The following is a 16,100-nucleotide window of genomic DNA, read 5'->3' on the forward strand; positions in this document are numbered from 1 at the left end:
AAAGGATAAGGGATGTCTCTCAGGGTTAACGCACTCGACCACCTCGTGATCAATGTGTCCGACGTGGCGCATTCCACTGAGTGGTACCGCAAGATCCTCGGCATGGAGGTCAAGGTGTTCGATCCGGGCCTGGCAAGACGCCGCGCACCTCGCTGGTGTTCGGCAACCAGAAGATCAATGTGCGGCCGCGCGATGCCGACAAGGTCGAGTGGTTCACCGCCGACCACGAGACCGCCGGCAGCGACGATCTGTGCTTCCTGACCTCGAGCACGCCGGATGAGGTCGTGGCGCATCTGAAGGCCAATGGCGTCGCGATCGAGGAAGGCCCGGTGGCAAAGCAAGGCGCCCGCGGCACGCTGCGCTCGGTCTATTGCCGCGATCCGGATGGAAGTTTGATCGAGATTTCGTCTTATGAGGATGGTGGGAAGTAGCACCGCTCTCTCCCCGTCATTGCGAGGAGCGTAGCGACGAAGCAATCCATACTGTCCCCGCGGGAGGTATGGATTCGCTCCGCTCGCAATGACGGGGAGAGAGCCTCGTAAACTCCCGATTTGCCCATTGCGCCATCCGATGGCAGAACTACTCCCAAGCAAGAACCAGAAGCCGCCATAGAGCGGCACGGGAGGAATTCCATGTCCATTTCACAGGCCCCCGGCATTGTCGGACCGTTCGCAGGCCTCGACGTGCCGTGGCTGCTGCGCATGCGCGCCGAGAGCCGCCGCAACCATCCGTTCCTGATCTGGGCGCCGTTTGAGGGGCCGGCGCGGAGCTGGTCCTACGGCGAATTTCACGAGCGGGTCGGCGCACTTTCGGCAGGCCTTGCCAAGCGCGGGGTGAAGCCCGGCGAATATATACTGATCCATCTCGACAATTGCATCGAGGCCATGCTCGCCTGGTTTGCCTGCGTCGAGCTCGGCGCCATCGCGGTCACCACCAACACCCGCTCGGCCGCGGCCGAGATGGAGTATTTCGCCGGTCATTGCGGCGCGGTCGCCGCCATCACCCAGCCGGCCTATGCCGAGCTGATCTCGGCCAACTGCCGAAACCTGCGCTGGATCGCCGTCATTTCGCACGATGCCGGAGCTGCGCCTGCGCAACGCAGGCCGCGCGGCGACAGCTTTGAGTCATTATTCGCCGACGGCGCCGACCGGCCGCGCCGTGCCATCGATCCGTTCGCGCCATGCAGCGTGCAGTACACCTCCGGCACCACGTCGCGCCCGAAGGCGGTGCTGTGGACCCACGCCAACGCGCTGTGGGGCGCCAAGATCAACGCCGCTCATGAAGACCTGCATGCCGCCGACGTGCACCAGACTTACCTGCCGCTGTTTCACACCAATGCGCTGGCCTATTCGATGCTGGCGACATTGTGGGTCGGCGCGTCCTGCGTGATCCAGCCGCGCTTTTCCGCCAGCCGCTTCTGGGGCGTCGCGCTCGCGCACAACTGCACCTGGACCTCGACGATTCCGTTCTGCATGAAGGCGCTGCTAGAGCACGAGATTCCGAAGAACCACAAATTCCGCCTGTGGGGCACCGCGGTATCCGAACCGCCGGCGTTCGCTGCCTTCGGCGTCAAGATGATCGGCTGGTGGGGCATGACCGAGACGATCACCCATGGCATCGTCGGCGAGGTCGACCAGCCGAATGCGCCGATGTCGGTCGGCCGCGCCGCGCCCGAGTATCAGATCCGCATCGTCGAGGACGATGGCACGCCGACGCCGGTCGGCGGCACCGGCAACCTGCTGATCAAGGGCATTCCCGGCCTATCGCTGTTTGCCGAGTACCTGCACAATGAAAAGGCCACGCGCGAAAGTTTCGACGAGCACGGCTATTTCATCACCGGCGATCGCGTCACGCTGCTCGACAACGGATTCATAAAGTTCGGCGACCGCAACAAGGACATGCTGAAGGTCGGCGGCGAGAATGTCGCGGCATCTGAGATCGAGCAGGTGATTGCGGTGGTGCCCGGCGTGCGCGAGGCCGCCGTGGTCGCGAAGAAGCACCCGATGCTGGACGAGGTGCCTGTCGTGTTCATCATTCCGCGGGCCGGCGTCAAGGATGCGCCGCCCGATCTGCATGATGCCGTGATGGCCGCCTGCCGCAGCGGCCTCGCCGACTTCAAGGTGCCGCGCGAAATTCGCTTCGTCGACGACATGCCGCGCTCGACGCTGGAGAAGGTGGCGAAGGCGGAGCTGAGGAAGATGCTGGAGGGATGAGACGTCGTTCCGGGGCGGTGCGAAGCACCGAACCCGGAACCTCGAGATTCCGGGTTCGCTTCGCGCCCCGGAATGACGAGCGTGATGGACAGATTGCAGATGGGGAGCAGCGATATGCGGAAGCTACTTTCACCGACAACCCAATTCGTTCGAAGCCTCGCGACTGTTCTATTGGTCGCCTGGCCTGCAGCCGTCTTCGCCCAAACGGCCGATACCATCCTATTCAACGGCAAGATCCTGACCGTCGACAGGGAGTTTTCGCAGCAGGAGGCGCTCGCGATCGGGGACGGCAAGGTACTCGCCACCGGTACCTCGGCCGCGATGAAGACGCTGGCGGGCGATAAGGCAAAACTGGTCGATCTCGGCGGCCGCACCGTGATCCCTGGATTGACCGATGGCCACATCCACGGCATTCGCGCGGCGCTGACATTTGGCACCGAGGTGAATTGGATCGGCACGCCATCGCTGAAGGAAGCGCTTGAAAAAATTCGCCAGGCAGCCAGCGAGCAGAAGCCGGGCTCATGGATCATCGTCGCCGGCGGCTGGACCGAGGAGCAGTTTGCGGAAAAGCGCCGGCCGACGCCGGAGGAAGTCACGGCGGCGGCGCCAGATCATCCAGTCTATATCCAGCATCTCTATGACTGGCTGCTGCTGACGCCAAAAGCGATGGAGGCGCTGAGCATCCGGGACGATGCGGATGTCACCCCGGGCGGCAAGCTCGCACGCGATGGCAACGGCAAGCCGACCGGCATCATCGATGCCGGCGGCAGTGCGCTCGGCAAGATCTTCGACAAGCTGCCTAAGCCGACGCTGGAGCAGCAGGTGGAGGGTTCGAAAAAGTTCTTCCGCGAAATGAACAGCCTCGGCATCACCGGCATCGTCGATGGCGGCGGCGTCAGCATGTATCCGGCGAACTATCAGGCCGTTTTCAGGCTCTGGCAGGACAGACAGCTCACGGTGCGGGTCGCCTATCATTTGTGCGCACCCAAACCCGGCAGCGAGCTGGCCGACCTGCAGAACCTGACGCAATTGCTTCCGCCAGGCTTTGGCGATGCGATGCTGCACTTCAACGGCCCCGGCGAAATCCTGATCTGGGCGGATTGGACCGACGGCGACATCACGCCGGACGGCAAGGCGAAGCTTGCCGAATTGCTGCGCTGGGCGGCCTCGAAACGCTATACCATCCAACTGCACTGGAATCCGGACCGCACCGTCCACGACCTGCTCGACGTCGTCGAGGACATCAACAAGGAGTTTCCGGTGCGCGACCTGCGCTGGGCCGTGCTGCATCTCTACAACGCCTCCGAAGCCAGCCTGAAGCGGATGCAGGCGTTGGGCCTGGTCTGGGGAGTGCAGGACGGGCTCTATTTCGGCGGCGAGCGGTTGCAGAAGGAGGTCGGCATCGAAGCGGCCAAGCTGATGCCGAGGATCGCGACCGCCATGAAGCTGGGGCTGACGGTCGGCGCCGGCACCGACGCGCACCGGGTATCCTCCTACAATCCGTTCGTGTCGCTGCAATGGTATCTGGACGGCACCACGATCGGCGGCACGAAAACCCGCGGCGAGGAAGAAGCGCCGAGCCGGCGCCAGGCGCTGGAAATGTACACCCGCAATTCGGCGTTCATGGCCAATGATGACGACAAGCGCGGCACGCTCGAGGCCGGCAAGTTCGCCGATCTCGCGGTATTGTCAGCGGACTATCTCTCGGTGCCCGTGAATGAGATCGGCAAGATCACGTCGGTGCTGACGATGGTCGGCGGCAAGGTGGTGTATGCGGCGGCGCCGTTTGCCGAGGAGCAACGCTAGTCTAGTGCGCGGTGCGTAGGGTGGGCAAAGCTCAGCGTGCCCACCATCCATCGTCAGCGGCGCAAGAAATGGTGGGCACGTCGCTGACGCGCCTTTGCCCACCCTACGCATCTGCCGTCATTGCGAGCGAAGCGAAGCAATCCATCGTGCGGCACAACGGATGGATGGATTGCTTCGTCGCGGAGCCTGTCATCGGGCGCGCATTCGCGCGACCCGTTGGCTCCTCGCAATGACGCGGAGATTGTGGCGATCAATAATACCCGAACGCCACCGGGCGGAAGGCGTGCAGGAGATGCTGGTCCAGCTTGTCGCCCATTTCTTCCATCATGCCGAAGGCACGGGCGTGGGTGAACTGCAGGCGGTAGGCGCGCTTCTCGACCAGGGCGGCATAGATGTCCACGATCGTGGTCAGCCGCACGATGTCGCTGATCTGCTTGCCGCTCAGGCCGTTGGGATAGCCGGTGCCGTCGAGGAACTCGTGGTGATGCAGCACCACATCGAGCATTTCCGGCGGGAAGCCGCCTTGCGCGGCCAGCGCGTCATAGCCGCGGCGCGGATGCTGGCGCATCTCTTCCATTTCTTCCAGCGTCAGCGGGCCCGGCTTGTCCAGGATCGCCACTGGAATGAAGGCCTTGCCGACGTCGTGCAGCAGCGCGGCGCGGGCCAGGCGGCGCTGGTCGTCCTCGCGCATGCCGAGATGCTGCGCATAGGCCACCGCAAAGCCGGTGACGAACAGGCAATGGCGATAGCTGCCGGTATGGTGGCAGCCGACCGTGGTCAGCCACTCCCGCAAGGAGGAATGCTTGATCGCCTTGAGGATCTTGCTCTCGGCCTCGACGATGTCCGTGAATTTCAGGGGAACGCCGGCCGGCAGCTTTTCGAAGATCTTGACCATGACTGCATGCGCCGCCTCGACGCCGCGGTTGAGCGCCTTGCCGCGATCGGTCTCGTCAAAGCCGTCGCTATCAGGAAAAGCGGCGCGAATGCGCTGCAGAATGCCCTGCGCGTCGAACGGCCGCGCGATCGTGTCGGTGGCGCCGAGCGCCCAGGCCTGCATCGATCCGTGATGAAGCGCGTCCGCCAGTACGAACAGCCGCGGCATCTCGCGATAGGCCTCGGCGCGCAGCTTGTTGCGCACGAGTTGCACGCTCTCGGCGGAGCGCAGGTTGATGTCGACCACGATGCCGGCGAGATCGCGCTCCGGCGCGTCGGGAATGTCAGATGTTGCGATGGTGTCGACCTGGCCGACGGAGCGCAGAATGTCGGCGAGTTCGCTGCTGTGATCGCTCCGGTCCGAAGCCAGCAGCAGCCGGCGCCTGGCCGAAATCTTGTTGGTTGCCGTTGTCATAAAACCCCAGACCCCTAGCGGTGATGACGTGCCGTCAAAGCTAGCGGATAAGGGGTTCCTCGGGGCTTAAGAGGCATCGTGAATCTAGGCTACCGAAGACGCTAAAATTTTAGCGATCTTGTTCGTGATGCGCTGCACTCACGACATCCCACAGCTGTCATCATCCGCGAAGGCGGATGATCCAGTACTCCGCGGCGATTGAGAAGATGGCACGGTCTCGGCGTACTGGATGCCCCGCCTACGCGGGGCATGACGGCAAGTGCCTCAAAACAAATCCGCCGGGGCCATGTCCCCGGCGGATCATTATTGGACCAAGGACGCGTTTATCTTACGCCTTCATATTCGCCTTCACCGCTTCCGCGGTGATCGGCAACGAGCGGATGCGTGCGCCGCAGGCGTTGAAGATGGCGTTGCCGATCGCGGGCGCGATGACGGTGACCGCCGGCTCGCCGACGCCGGTCGGCTTGTCGCCGTTGGCGATGACGTTGACGGCGACTTCCGGCGTCTGGCTCATCCGCAAGGGCGTGTAGGCATCGAAATTGGTCTGTTCGATACCGCCGCCCTTCAGCGTCGCCTTCTCGTACATGGCGAGCGAAAGGCCCCATAGCGCCGCGCCCTCGACCTGGGCACGGATGTTGTCGGGATGCACCTGCATGCCGACGTCGGTGGCCACGGTGAGTTTCTTGACCTTGACTTCGCCGGATGGCGACACCGCGACATGAGCAACGCAGGCGGTCCAGCTTGCGGTGGCGCGCTCCTGCGACGAGACGCAGGCAACCCCCATGCCCTCGCCCTTCGGCAGCTTGGTGGTGCCGTAGCCGGCCATGCCAATCGCCGCCAGCAGCGTGTTGCGCAGACGCTGCGCGCCGCCATCGTTCTTGCCCTTGCCGTCGAGCAGGGCGATGCGGAACTGGGCAGGATCCTGGCCGGTCGCATGCGCGAGCTCGTCGATCATGCTTTCGACCGCCCAGAACGTCCAGCCCGGCGCCACCGAGCGCAACTGACCTGACGGCGTGGCGTTGTGCGCCATCTCGTTCTTGATGGCGCGGACATTGTGATTGGGCACGGAATAGAAAAAGTCCGCCCCGTTCACCGTGAAGGAATCGAGCGAGCCCTTCTTGTCGACCGATGGCGACAGCATGTCGGGAATTCCCCAGCGCGCCGTCGGCCAGGCCGAGACCACGTCGTGATTGAGCGCGATCAGCTTGCCGTCGCCATCCAGGCCCGCTTTGACCTTCTGGAAGGTCAGCGGACGCGAATAGTCCATGGTCATGTCGTTTTCGCGCGAGTAGATCACCTTGACCGGCTTGCCGACGGCCTTCGCCGCCTGCACTGCCGGCACCATCATGTCGGCATCGAGCCGCCGGCCGAAGCCGCCGCCGAGCCACATCTGGTGCATCACGACGAATTTCGGATCGATCCCGGCGGCGCCCGCTGCGATCGCCCCGGAGCGCGTCGCGAACTGGTTGCCGGAATAGATGTGCAGGATCTCGCCCTTGAACTCCGCGGTCGCGTTCATCGGCTCGAGCGGCGCGTGGATGTTGATGCTGGTGGTGTATTCGGCCTCCAGCACCTTGGCCGCGGTCCCGAAGGCCGCCGCCGTATCGCCGTCCTTGACGAAGAACTGCCCGGAATCCTCGAGCGCCTGCAGCCGCTTGGCCTCGTCGAGCAATGACTGGCTCGACAGCTTGGCGTTCGGGCCGTTGTCATAGGTGATCTTCAGCGCGTCGGCCGCCTTGCGAGCGTTGGCATAGGTGTTGGCCACCGCCACCACCCAGCCGGTCGTGCTGCCAGTCTGGTCGTCGAGCGTCACCGCCTTGATGAACCCCGGCACCTTCTTGGCGGCGGAATCGTCGACCGATTTCACCGTGACGCCATAGCGCACCGGCGGGGTGACGATCTTGCCGTAGACCATGCCCGGCAACATGACGTCGATGCCGTATTTGGCGGTGCCGTTGACCTTCGGCGGAATGTCGAGCTGCGGCACCGAGACCCCGACCATGGTGTACTGGTCGGGCGTCTTCAGCTTGATCGCCTTGAGCTCATCCGGCGTGAAGGTCTTGGTGACCTTGCCGCTCTTGACGATTTCCGCAAACGTCATCGACTTCTTCGACTTCGGATGCGAGACGGTGGAGTTGCGCACCACAAGTTCGGCGGCCGGTACGCCCATGATGCCAGCGGCCGCTTCCGTCAATGCCATTCGCCCCGCGGCGCCCGCGCGGCTCATCGCATCGAAGTTCATCATTGTGCTCCAGCTTCCGCCGGTGATCTGCGCCCCCAACACGGGGTCGTTGAACTTCGGATCGTTCGAAGCAAGCTGGACCCGCATGTCCTTCCAGCTCGCGCCAAGCTCTTCGGAAACGATCTGAGCCATGGTGGATGCGATGTGCTGGCCCATGTCGGCCTTGCCGCAGGTGACGGTAACGAGACCGTCGGGCGCGATCGAATACCAGACCGAAGGTTCGAAGTTGGAAGGCGCGGCGAGCGCAGAATCGACGCCGGGCACCGCGGCATAGCCGAGCACGAGGCCGGTGGCTGCGGAGCCGACCAGGAATGAGCGGCGGCTGAGATCGGTGGGCGCGCGATCAGTGACGTTCACGTGCTTGTTCATGTGGCCCTCCGCTCGGTCGAGGCGTTGGAGGCGGTACGCATTTCGGACGCGGCGCGCATGATCGCCTTCTGAATGCGCGAATAGGTCATGCAACGGCACAGATTGCCGTCCATATGCGCGACCACTTCATCCTTGGTCGGATTGGAATTCTTGGAAAGCAGCGCGGCTGCCTGCATGATCTGGCCGGACTGGCAGTAGCCGCATTGCGGCACCTGCTCGGCGATCCAGGCCTTCTGCAGGGGATGATCGCCCTTGGCGGAAAGCCCCTCGATGGTGGTTATCTTTTTCCCGACGGCGTCGCTGACCATGGTCTGGCAGGAACGGACGGCTTCGCCATTGACGTGAACCGTGCAGGCGCCGCAGAGACCTGCGCCGCAGCCGAACTTCGTACCGGTCATCTGCAATTGCTCGCGGATGACCCAGAGCAGCGGCGTATCGCCAGCCGCCTCGACGGACATATTCCGTCCGTTGATATTCAGATTTGGCATCGCGTTTCCCCTTCCGGTATTGGAAGCCGCTTACGGCGGCATTCTCACTTTTGGTATTGGCCGGCACCCACCGGGTCGATGCCGGTCGCCGCGAGAATGATACCGAACTTTCCCGGAGGCAATCCAATTTGGAATCGTTCGAAGAGAATAAAATCGAGGAGCGCCGCTTGTGCGCTGCGGCACGGCTTCGTCGAAGGCTTGTCATCGAGCGCGCGAGCCACGCGGCCCGTGCCTTCCGTTTACGCATTCCTCTCCCCTGATGGATCGCGCTAGGATGCGGGCGGCGATAACGGCAAGTTTCGCGCGTCTGATTTGGGAAAACCATAATGCCGACAATCGATCGCGACGGGATCAAGATCTATTACGAGGTTCACGGCGCCGGCCCACCGCTGCTATTGACCCACGGCTATTCGTCGACCAGTGGGATGTGGCAGGGCCAGATCGAGGCCCTGTCGAAGCACTACAAGCTCGTGCTGTGGGACATGCGCGGCCACGGTCAGTCCGGTTACCCCGAGGATACCGCCGCCTATAGCGAAGCGCTGACGGTGGCCGATATGGCGGCGCTGCTCGATGCGGTCGGCGCCGAGACGGCGATCGTCGGTGGGCTCTCGCTTGGCGGCTACATGTCACTGGCGTTCTATCGCGTCCATCCGGAGCGCGTGCGCGCGCTCCTGATTATCGACACCGGCCCCGGCTTCAAGAAGGAGGACGCCCGCGAGGTCTGGAACAAGCGCGCGCATGATACAGCCGACCGCTTCGAGCGCGAGGGGCTGGACGTCTTGAAGTCGGGCAGCCGAGAGCGCTCGACCGTCACCCATCGCAATGCATCGGGGCTGGCGCGCGCCGCGCGCGGCATGCTGACCCAGCGCGATGCCCGCGTGATTGAATCCCTGCCCGACATCAAAGTGCCGTCGCTGATCGTGGTCGGCGCCGACGACACCCCGTTCCTCGCCGCCTCCGACTACATGGCGACCAAGATTCCCGGCGCGCAGAAGGTGGTGATCCCCTCCGCCGGCCATGCCGTCAATATCGACCAGCCGCAGGCCTTCATCGACGCCGTATTGCCGTTCCTGGCCGGCCTCGACACCAAGACAACGCAGAAAGCCGCGTCATGAGAACAGCCGCCATCGCTCTCATCGTGGTCGCAGGCGCTTGCACGCAAGCTGCCGCGCAAAAACTGCCGCCGATCGGCGGCCCCTATCCGCCGCCGTTCACCGAGACGCTCTCGAACAACACGCCATTGGCGTTCGGCATGGGCGCGGAGGAGGCAGCGCGAGCGCTCGGCGTGCCACTGAATTATGTCAGGGGACGCCCGGGCGACGAAATCTTCCTCGCCTTCCGCAACGTCGGCGGCAGCGGGCTGTTCTACAAGAAGGACCGGCTCTATCTGCAATTCCGCAAGGGGCGGCTGGCGGGCTGGAAAGGCGACTGGGGTGAAAACTGGATGTGGCAATAGCCCACCTCCGGAACCATTCCTTCGCAAAGCTACTTCGTGCAACTCAAACGCAAATGGATGATCCGTGGGACAAGATATCAAACTGACGGCTTCGGACGGTTTTAATTTCGGTGGCTATCGCGCCGATCCCGCTGATACGCCGAAGGGCGCCATTGTGGTGATCCAGGAGATCTTTGGCGTCAATCACCACATCCGCTCGGTGTGCGATAGGCTCGCCGGCGAAGGCTATGTGGCGATTGCGCCGTCGATCTTCGACCGCACCCAGCCGAACTTCCAATGCGGCTACTCGCCTGATGAGATCGCCAATGCGCGCAAGTTCATCGCCAATCCCGATTGGCCCGCGATGTTGCGCGATACCCAGGCTGCGATCGATGCCGTGAAGGGCGTCGGCCCGGTCGGCATCATCGGCTTCTGCCTTGGCGGCAGCATCGCCTATGCGGCGGCAACGAAGCTGTCGGGGCTATCGGCCGCCGTCGGCTATTACGGCGGCGCCGTCGTGCGCTTTGCCGACGACAAGCCGCAGGTGCCGACGCAACTGCATTTCGGTGAGAAGGATGCGGGGATTCCACTGACGGATGTCGAGACCATCAGGGACAAGCGGCCGGAAGTCGAGGTCCACATCTATCCCGGCGCGCAGCACGGTTTTCACTGCGACGAGCGCGCCAGCTACGACAAGGCCAGCGCCGATATCGCCTGGCCGCGCAGCCTGGCGTTTTTTGCGAAGCATTTGAGAAAGTAGAGGCGTCGATCTCTTTAACGTCGTTCCGGGGCGCGTCGAAGACGCGAACCCGGAACCTCGAGATTCCGGGTTCGATGCCGTCGCATCGCCCCGGAATGACAGAGTGCAACTAACGCCTCACTCGCCCCTGACGCCGGTGGCCTTCACGACGTCAGCCCATTTCTGGGAATCGCGGCGCAGGGCCTGCTCGAACGCTTCCGCCGAGCCACCGACCGGCACCAGGCTGAGCGCCTCTATTCCGGCGATGCCCTCGGGGGACGCGATGATACGGGCGAGTTCGTCCGAAAGCTTCGTCACGATCTCCTTGGGGGTGCCCGCAGGCACGAAAAAGCCGAGCCAGCCTTCGACCTCAAAACCGGGATAACCGAGCTCGCCCATCGTCGGCACGTCGGGCAGTGCTTTCCTGCGCTTCTCGCCGCCAACCGCCAGCGCCCGGAGCTTGCCGGCCTTGATTTGCGCGCTCGCCGTGGTCAGGTCCTGGAACGCCGAAGTCACCGTGTTGGCGAGCAGGTCGTTGGTCAGCGGAGCCGAGCCACGATAGGGCACGTGGGTCATGTCGATATCGGCAACCTTCTTGAGAAGCTCGCCATAGAGATGCGACGTCGTCGCATTACCGAAGGTGCCGTAAGGCTTGCCCGGGTTCGCCTTGGCGTAGTCGATCAGCTCCTTCACGGATTTCATCGGCTGCTGCTCGGGGACGACCAGAACGATGGTCGACAATGCAGCCTGGGTAACCGGCGTGAGATCCTTGAAGACATCGTAGGGCAACTTGCCGACGAGGCTCGGCGCCTGGATGATCTGCGTGATCGCGAGCAGCACGGTGTAGCCGTCGGGCTGCGCCTTCGCCACGTAGTCGTTGCCGACCACACCGCCGCCGCCCGACTTGTTTTCGACGACGACCGTCGTCTTCCACGCCTCCTGCAGCTTGTTGGCAAGCAACCGCGCCAGCACGTCGGTGGCGCCACCTGCGGGATAGGGCACGACGAAAGTGATACGCCGGCTCGGATAGGCGTCCGCCGCCGATGCCGGATGCGACGCGCCGCACAACGCCGTCACGGCAATGGAAGCAAGCAACGCCACTGCGGTCGCCGCGCGCGCCACGCTGACCGGCCAATGATAGTTCATGGTCACACTCCGGATTGCAGGCACTCTGCCGACAAACCGGCGCGCCTCGATTTCACGAGGCGGTTTCTACATCGCTGCAGCGCAAGATGGAATATGCTTTCGAATGTATTCGGCGCATAGCGCCAATTCATCGCACGCGGCCATCCGGACGCGTGAAACGCTGTCATTTCACTACTGCTGGTTAGATCCGCTCACGGAACATCAAGCAGCAATGGGCCGCGGTTCCGATGCAAAACAGATGATGAATTTTCCTGGTCAAATGCGCGGCATTTGCCTGACGCAATTGCTCAGGAAAACGGCCGGGCGTAACGACGACACTTTGGTGACGACGCACCTAGAACCAACGCTCGCCGACGAGCACCGTGTCGCCAGGGCTGATCGGGCTGGCGGGCGACACGACGAAGCGTGACGTTCCCGAGCCGTCGGTGTGGGTGACTGTGACGCTATCGCGGCGGGCGCGTGGCGAGAAGCCACCAGCGATCGCCACCGCGCTCTCGGCCGTCATGTTCGGCACGTAGGGATATTGTCCGGGCGCGGCGACCTCGCCGAGAATGAAGAACGGCCGATACGCTTCGATCTCCACCGCGACCGACGGCTCCCTGATGAAGCCGGCGCGCAGCTTCGCCGAAATCTCCGCCGCCAGTCCGGCCGTGGTGCGGCCACGCGCCATGACCGATCCGATCAGCGGCATGGTGATCGAACCGCCGGCGCTGACCGCATAGGTATTGGTGAGACCTTCCTGGCCGTAGACGACGACACGCAGCTTGTCGCCGGCATCGAGATGATAGGTCGCGTCATGTCGCACAGGCGCGGGTTCGACATAGGCGGCCGGTGCAGCAACGACGACGGGGATTGGTGCCGGGCGCGGCGCCGCGAAGGCGGCACGAAGCGCGCCGACCGCACCACCGCCGGACCCGGCAGCGACTGCCTGCGGCGGCGGGCTGCCAGGCTGGCCATAGGCCATTGAATCGAGATCGCCTTGCGGCGCGACCGCCACCGGGCCGGTCGTGCGCATGCAGCCGGACAAAGCGAGTGCCGTGATGATTGCAATGATCGCTATTCGAAACGCGCGCACAACCCGCACCCCAGGCCATCCTCAAAACGAGGTAGCTCTAGTCTTGCACCGGGTATGGTTAACAAAGCGTTTTTTGCGATCGGGAGGGCAGAGCAAGGCAGACGCCCTCGCCCCACACTTTGTGGGACGAGGACACGATTGAGACAAGTCAATCAGGCGGTCACGCCGACGCCGATCGGGCACGACACGCCGGTGCCGCCCAGACCGCAATAGCCCGCCGGATTCTTGGCGAGATATTGCTGATGGTAGTCCTCGGCGAAATAGAATTCGCCTGACGGCGCGATCTCGGTGGTGATGGCGCCGAGCCCCTTGGCGGCGAGCGCCTTCTGATACATCGCCTTCGACTCCTCAGCAGCTTTGCGCTGCTCCTCGCCAAAGGTGTAGATCGCCGAGCGATACTGGGTGCCGACATCGTTGCCCTGGCGCATGCCCTGCGTCGGGTTGTGATTTTCCCAGAACGTCTTCAGGAGCTGGCCGTAGGAGATCTTCTTCGGATCGAACACGACCAGCACCACTTCGGTGTGACCGGTGCGGCCCGAACAAACCTCTTCATAGGTCGGATTGGGCGTATGCCCGCCGGCATAGCCGACGGCGGTCGCATGGATGCCGTCGCCGAGCTCCCAGAACTTGCGCTCCGCGCCCCAGAAGCAGCCGAGGCCGAACACCGCCTGCTCAAGCCCTGCCGGATAGGGCGGCTGCAGCTTGCGGCCGTTCACGAAATGCGTGGTGGCGGTCGGGATTGGCGTGGCGCGGCCCGGCAGCGCTTCGGCTGCGCTTGGCAACGCGGTGGATTTGCGCATGAACAACATGGAGTACCTCCAGGCGGGATAGCGGCGACGCGACAACGGCGCCGGCCGGCTCGACTTCTATATATGTCTTTACGCGCGATGCCGCAGCCCTGTTACGGCGACGCCCAATTGTCGGGGATGCCGATCAGTCTCGCGAATAGCCGATCAGCGGCTTGCGGGGACGGAACAGGATCATCAGGAGAAGGCCGACCACGCCCAGCACGGCAAAGACCGGCTGGTCCAGCAGCACCCTGATGACGTTGTTCCAGAACCAGGGGGCGATGCCGGTCACCCAGATCTTGAAGGCCTCCTGGCTGGACTGATGGACGTCGTTCCAGAACTGGCCGAACCGGGTGAACCGCAGGGTCTGGTCGGCGACGAAACGGGCTCCGTCGTAGACCATAAAGATGAATCCGCCGGCCAGAAGCAGGAGGCCAATAAGCCGGAAAAAACCGCGGATCATGCGTCACCCTATATATCTGTCGCCCCAGCGGCCGTCAGGCCATACCGGGAGCCCCCCGGAAATTCAACCTCATCAGCACCTTACGTGCCATTCCGGCCCCCTTCCCGGCCGGCCGGGGAGGGCGGAAGGCGTTGACGGTGCAGAACCGGCCCTCTATAAGACCCCCAATGGCGGCGGGCGCAATCCCGCCGCCGCTGTTCTTTGAGCAGCGCCGCTCGCGGGAGCATTTTGGCTTCCGTCCATGGCATCCTCAAGAACGGCTTACGTCAGAACACCCTGGAAAACACAACAAGCGTCGATCACGCAATTTGAACGGCCGGCGCGCTCAAGGGCCGACCACCCGAGCGACGACAGCCGAAGGATAGTTGAGATATGGCCAATACCTCTTCCGCCAAAAAGGCGACCCGCAAGATTGCCCGCCGTACCATCGTCAACAAATCGCGCCGCACCCAGATGCGTGGCGCGGTTCGCACCGTCGAGGAAGCGATCAAGAGCGGCGACCGCAATGCGGCGCTCGAAGCGATGAAGCGCGCGGAACCGGAACTGATGCAGGCCGCGCAGCGCAACATCATTCACAAGAACAATGCGAGCCGGAAGGTGTCGCGCCTCACGCACGCGATCGCCAAGCTCGCCAAGTGAGCTGAGACGAAGTGAGCTGAGAGAAAGAGACCTTCGTCAAAGCCCGGCTCGCCGGGCTTTTTCTTTTTGGGCCCATTCTTTCTTTTTCGGACATTTCATTTACGCATGCGCGAGTGAAATTGACTTCGTCACGAGCGCGCATCGCTGTTGGATTCCGGACACACACTGAACCGAACGCGCCGCATCGACTGTGACAATTCAATTGTCTCATTGCTGCACGCCGCCTTCCGTGTCACATTTCTCTCACCCGTAATTCTACGTGGTGCAACTTGCTGCACCCGCTTTGTCGTGCGCAATTGCGAGAAGTGCGATCACACGCGGCCGTTTAATCCGCCTTCAACGTCATCATCGCCGTACGGGTTACCCTGCAAAAGCAATCGCGAAAAACTTCGTCTCGCTAATCACTTATCCACATAGCGAGGAGAAGCGTTTTGAAAAACGGTGCGGGTAACCACGATTGTAACGATTTCTTAAAAAATTTTGCGAGTGCAGCGAAAACTGTCACGCAAGTTCGCGCTCAAGGATTCTGTGCGCGGATTCAAAAACTTGGTGTGGAGCGCCGCAATTGCAGCATTGCAACACAGCTCAAGACTCCCGAAAGCGCGACGAATCACGGATTGCGAGAAATCGCGCATGGTGTATTTGTTACTTCGTTCGCGACGCCCACGGCTCTCCTGACCAGCGCGGTATGAGACCCAAGAGCGGACGTGCAAATCGGCGGCGGTGTGCGCGTTAGCGACGCTTTCCAAAGCGAAGCTGAGTTGGTGACTCATAGCAATATGAGAATAGTAGTTTTGTGTCTGATTTTCCCGGCGTTGCGCTCGTATCGAGCGCGCTCCGGATAGGGGGAATGAGATGCTTGCTGGCGATGCTGCGATGGGGAACGCGGAGCTTTCGAACGTGTTGAAGACGACAGACTGAGATACGCGGCGGCGCAGCGCTGAGCAAAGCGGATGTTCGGTAGCGGCAGACTGGCTTTGAAACACTGGTGATCTGATTGCTCGTCGCGCGTTCTCGCGGCGAGAGGGGGAGGTACTATGCTTTACGGAATCAACGCGACTTTCGGCACACTCATTTCAACCGCGACCGTTTCAGAATCCCTGAGCAATCTTTTCAGCCGTCCTCCCACGCGAACTCCGGGCAGACCGTCGAGTCCGCACTGACCTCACGGTAGCTTCTTTCACTCCATCCGGCGCTGAACTGTGCAACGGCGATTCCGCCGAACGCCTGATCTTTGTCTGGTGGCTGAAAATGCTCCGTCTCGAGGTCTCGTCTGGCAGGAAACCTACAAGGGACCCGCCGGCCGATTTCGCAAGAAACCATTACTCATTCAGAAAAGTTCTCAGGCA

At 62.7% G+C, this 16,100-nt stretch carries 15 protein-coding genes and 1 pseudogene; 8 read left to right on the forward strand and 8 right to left on the reverse strand.

The annotated features are described in order from the left end of the window. Window positions 1-12 precede the first annotated feature (12 nt). From QA643_RS38585 to QA643_RS38595, 3 genes and pseudogenes are all read left to right on the forward strand, one after another. A pseudogene (locus tag QA643_RS38585) lies at window positions 13-431 on the forward strand (VOC family protein). A gap of 201 nt (window positions 432-632) precedes the next feature. Continuing rightward, window positions 633-2,213, forward strand: coding sequence for an AMP-binding protein (locus tag QA643_RS38590; RefSeq protein ID WP_283031163.1), 1,581 nt, complete (start codon window positions 633-635; stop codon window positions 2,211-2,213). 114 nt (window positions 2,214-2,327) lie between these two features. Continuing rightward, window positions 2,328-4,019 (forward strand): amidohydrolase, encoded by a 1,692-nt coding sequence (locus tag QA643_RS38595; protein ID WP_283031165.1) that lies wholly within the window; start codon window positions 2,328-2,330, stop codon window positions 4,017-4,019. Between the two features lie 250 nt (window positions 4,020-4,269). On the opposite strand, the gene QA643_RS38600 is transcribed toward QA643_RS38595, so the two are convergent. From QA643_RS38600 to QA643_RS38615, 4 genes are all read right to left on the reverse strand, one after another. After that, a complete protein-coding gene (locus QA643_RS38600; protein WP_283031167.1) occupies window positions 4,270-5,367 on the reverse strand; it encodes an HD domain-containing phosphohydrolase in 1,098 nt (365 codons plus the stop codon). Between the two features lie 328 nt (window positions 5,368-5,695). Then, entirely contained in the window at window positions 5,696-7,978 is a 2,283-nt protein-coding gene (locus QA643_RS38605; RefSeq protein WP_283031169.1) for a molybdopterin cofactor-binding domain-containing protein, read from the reverse strand. Then, window positions 7,975-8,466 (reverse strand): (2Fe-2S)-binding protein, encoded by a 492-nt coding sequence (locus QA643_RS38610; protein ID WP_283031171.1) that lies wholly within the window; start codon window positions 8,464-8,466, stop codon window positions 7,975-7,977. The genes QA643_RS38605 and QA643_RS38610 overlap by 4 nt, the downstream gene beginning before the upstream one ends. Before the next feature lie 44 nt (window positions 8,467-8,510). Continuing rightward, a complete protein-coding gene (locus tag QA643_RS38615; protein WP_283031173.1) occupies window positions 8,511-8,687 on the reverse strand; it encodes a hypothetical protein in 177 nt (58 codons plus the stop codon). A 105-nt stretch (window positions 8,688-8,792) separates the two neighbouring features. Between QA643_RS38615 and QA643_RS38620 the strand changes: the two genes are divergently transcribed. From QA643_RS38620 to QA643_RS38630, 3 genes are all read left to right on the forward strand, one after another. Further along, window positions 8,793-9,581, forward strand: coding sequence for an alpha/beta fold hydrolase (locus QA643_RS38620; protein WP_283031174.1), 789 nt, complete (start codon window positions 8,793-8,795; stop codon window positions 9,579-9,581). Then, window positions 9,578-9,922 carry a hypothetical protein gene (locus QA643_RS38625; protein WP_283031176.1) on the forward strand — a complete coding sequence of 115 codons (345 nt, stop codon included), beginning with the start codon at window positions 9,578-9,580 and terminating at the stop codon, window positions 9,920-9,922. Before QA643_RS38620 ends, QA643_RS38625 begins: the two co-directional genes overlap by 4 nt. Before the next feature lie 64 nt (window positions 9,923-9,986). Beyond that, on the forward strand, window positions 9,987-10,661 hold the full coding sequence (locus tag QA643_RS38630; RefSeq protein WP_283031178.1) for a dienelactone hydrolase family protein: 675 nt from the start codon (window positions 9,987-9,989) through the stop codon (window positions 10,659-10,661). Window positions 10,662-10,778: 117 nt separating this feature from the next. Here the strand turns inward: QA643_RS38630 and QA643_RS38635 are convergent, their stop codons facing one another. The 4 genes from QA643_RS38635 to QA643_RS38650 form a co-directional block, all read right to left on the reverse strand. Then, window positions 10,779-11,786, reverse strand: coding sequence for a tripartite tricarboxylate transporter substrate binding protein (locus tag QA643_RS38635; protein WP_283031180.1), 1,008 nt, complete (start codon window positions 11,784-11,786; stop codon window positions 10,779-10,781). A 334-nt stretch (window positions 11,787-12,120) separates the two neighbouring features. Next, complete coding sequence (locus tag QA643_RS38640) at window positions 12,121-12,861, reverse strand: polysaccharide biosynthesis/export family protein (RefSeq protein WP_283035066.1); 741 nt, start codon at window positions 12,859-12,861, stop codon at window positions 12,121-12,123. A 152-nt stretch (window positions 12,862-13,013) separates the two neighbouring features. Beyond that, entirely contained in the window at window positions 13,014-13,670 is a 657-nt protein-coding gene (gene msrA / locus QA643_RS38645; RefSeq protein WP_283031181.1) for a peptide-methionine (S)-S-oxide reductase MsrA, read from the reverse strand. Window positions 13,671-13,794: 124 nt separating this feature from the next. Further along, window positions 13,795-14,112 (reverse strand): hypothetical protein, encoded by a 318-nt coding sequence (locus QA643_RS38650; RefSeq protein ID WP_283031182.1) that lies wholly within the window; start codon window positions 14,110-14,112, stop codon window positions 13,795-13,797. 372 nt (window positions 14,113-14,484) lie between these two features. Here QA643_RS38650 and rpsT point away from each other — a divergent pair, with 372 nt between their 5' ends. Then, window positions 14,485-14,751: a 30S ribosomal protein S20 gene (rpsT, locus tag QA643_RS38655; RefSeq protein WP_283031183.1), complete on the forward strand. Its 267-nt coding sequence runs from the start codon at window positions 14,485-14,487 to the stop codon at window positions 14,749-14,751. Between the two features lie 431 nt (window positions 14,752-15,182). Further along, entirely contained in the window at window positions 15,183-15,443 is a 261-nt protein-coding gene (locus QA643_RS38660) for a hypothetical protein (RefSeq protein WP_283031184.1), read from the forward strand. Window positions 15,444-16,100 lie beyond the last annotated feature (657 nt).

The organism is Bradyrhizobium sp. CB3481, from assembly GCF_029714305.1.
GTDB lineage: Bacteria > Pseudomonadota > Alphaproteobacteria > Rhizobiales > Xanthobacteraceae > Bradyrhizobium.

Excerpts from the sequence above, each read along its gene's own strand:
- QA643_RS38635 (WP_283031180.1), bottom strand. The coding sequence starts at position 11,786 with ATGAACTATCATTGGCCGGTCAGCGTGGCGCGCGCGGCGACCGCAGTG.
- msrA (WP_283031181.1), bottom strand. The coding sequence starts at position 13,670 with ATGTTGTTCATGCGCAAATCCACCGCGTTGCCAAGCGCAGCCGAAGCG.
- QA643_RS38595 (WP_283031165.1), top strand. The coding sequence starts at position 2,328 with ATGCGGAAGCTACTTTCACCGACAACCCAATTCGTTCGAAGCCTCGCG.
- QA643_RS38625 (WP_283031176.1), top strand. The coding sequence starts at position 9,578 with ATGAGAACAGCCGCCATCGCTCTCATCGTGGTCGCAGGCGCTTGCACG.
- QA643_RS38610 (WP_283031171.1), bottom strand. The coding sequence starts at position 8,466 with ATGCCAAATCTGAATATCAACGGACGGAATATGTCCGTCGAGGCGGCT.
- QA643_RS38620 (WP_283031174.1), top strand. The coding sequence starts at position 8,793 with ATGCCGACAATCGATCGCGACGGGATCAAGATCTATTACGAGGTTCAC.
- QA643_RS38650 (WP_283031182.1), bottom strand. The coding sequence starts at position 14,112 with ATGATCCGCGGTTTTTTCCGGCTTATTGGCCTCCTGCTTCTGGCCGGC.
- QA643_RS38600 (WP_283031167.1), bottom strand. The coding sequence starts at position 5,367 with ATGACAACGGCAACCAACAAGATTTCGGCCAGGCGCCGGCTGCTGCTG.
- QA643_RS38605 (WP_283031169.1), bottom strand. The coding sequence starts at position 7,978 with ATGAACAAGCACGTGAACGTCACTGATCGCGCGCCCACCGATCTCAGC.
- QA643_RS38590 (WP_283031163.1), top strand. The coding sequence starts at position 633 with ATGTCCATTTCACAGGCCCCCGGCATTGTCGGACCGTTCGCAGGCCTC.
- rpsT (WP_283031183.1), top strand. The coding sequence starts at position 14,485 with ATGGCCAATACCTCTTCCGCCAAAAAGGCGACCCGCAAGATTGCCCGC.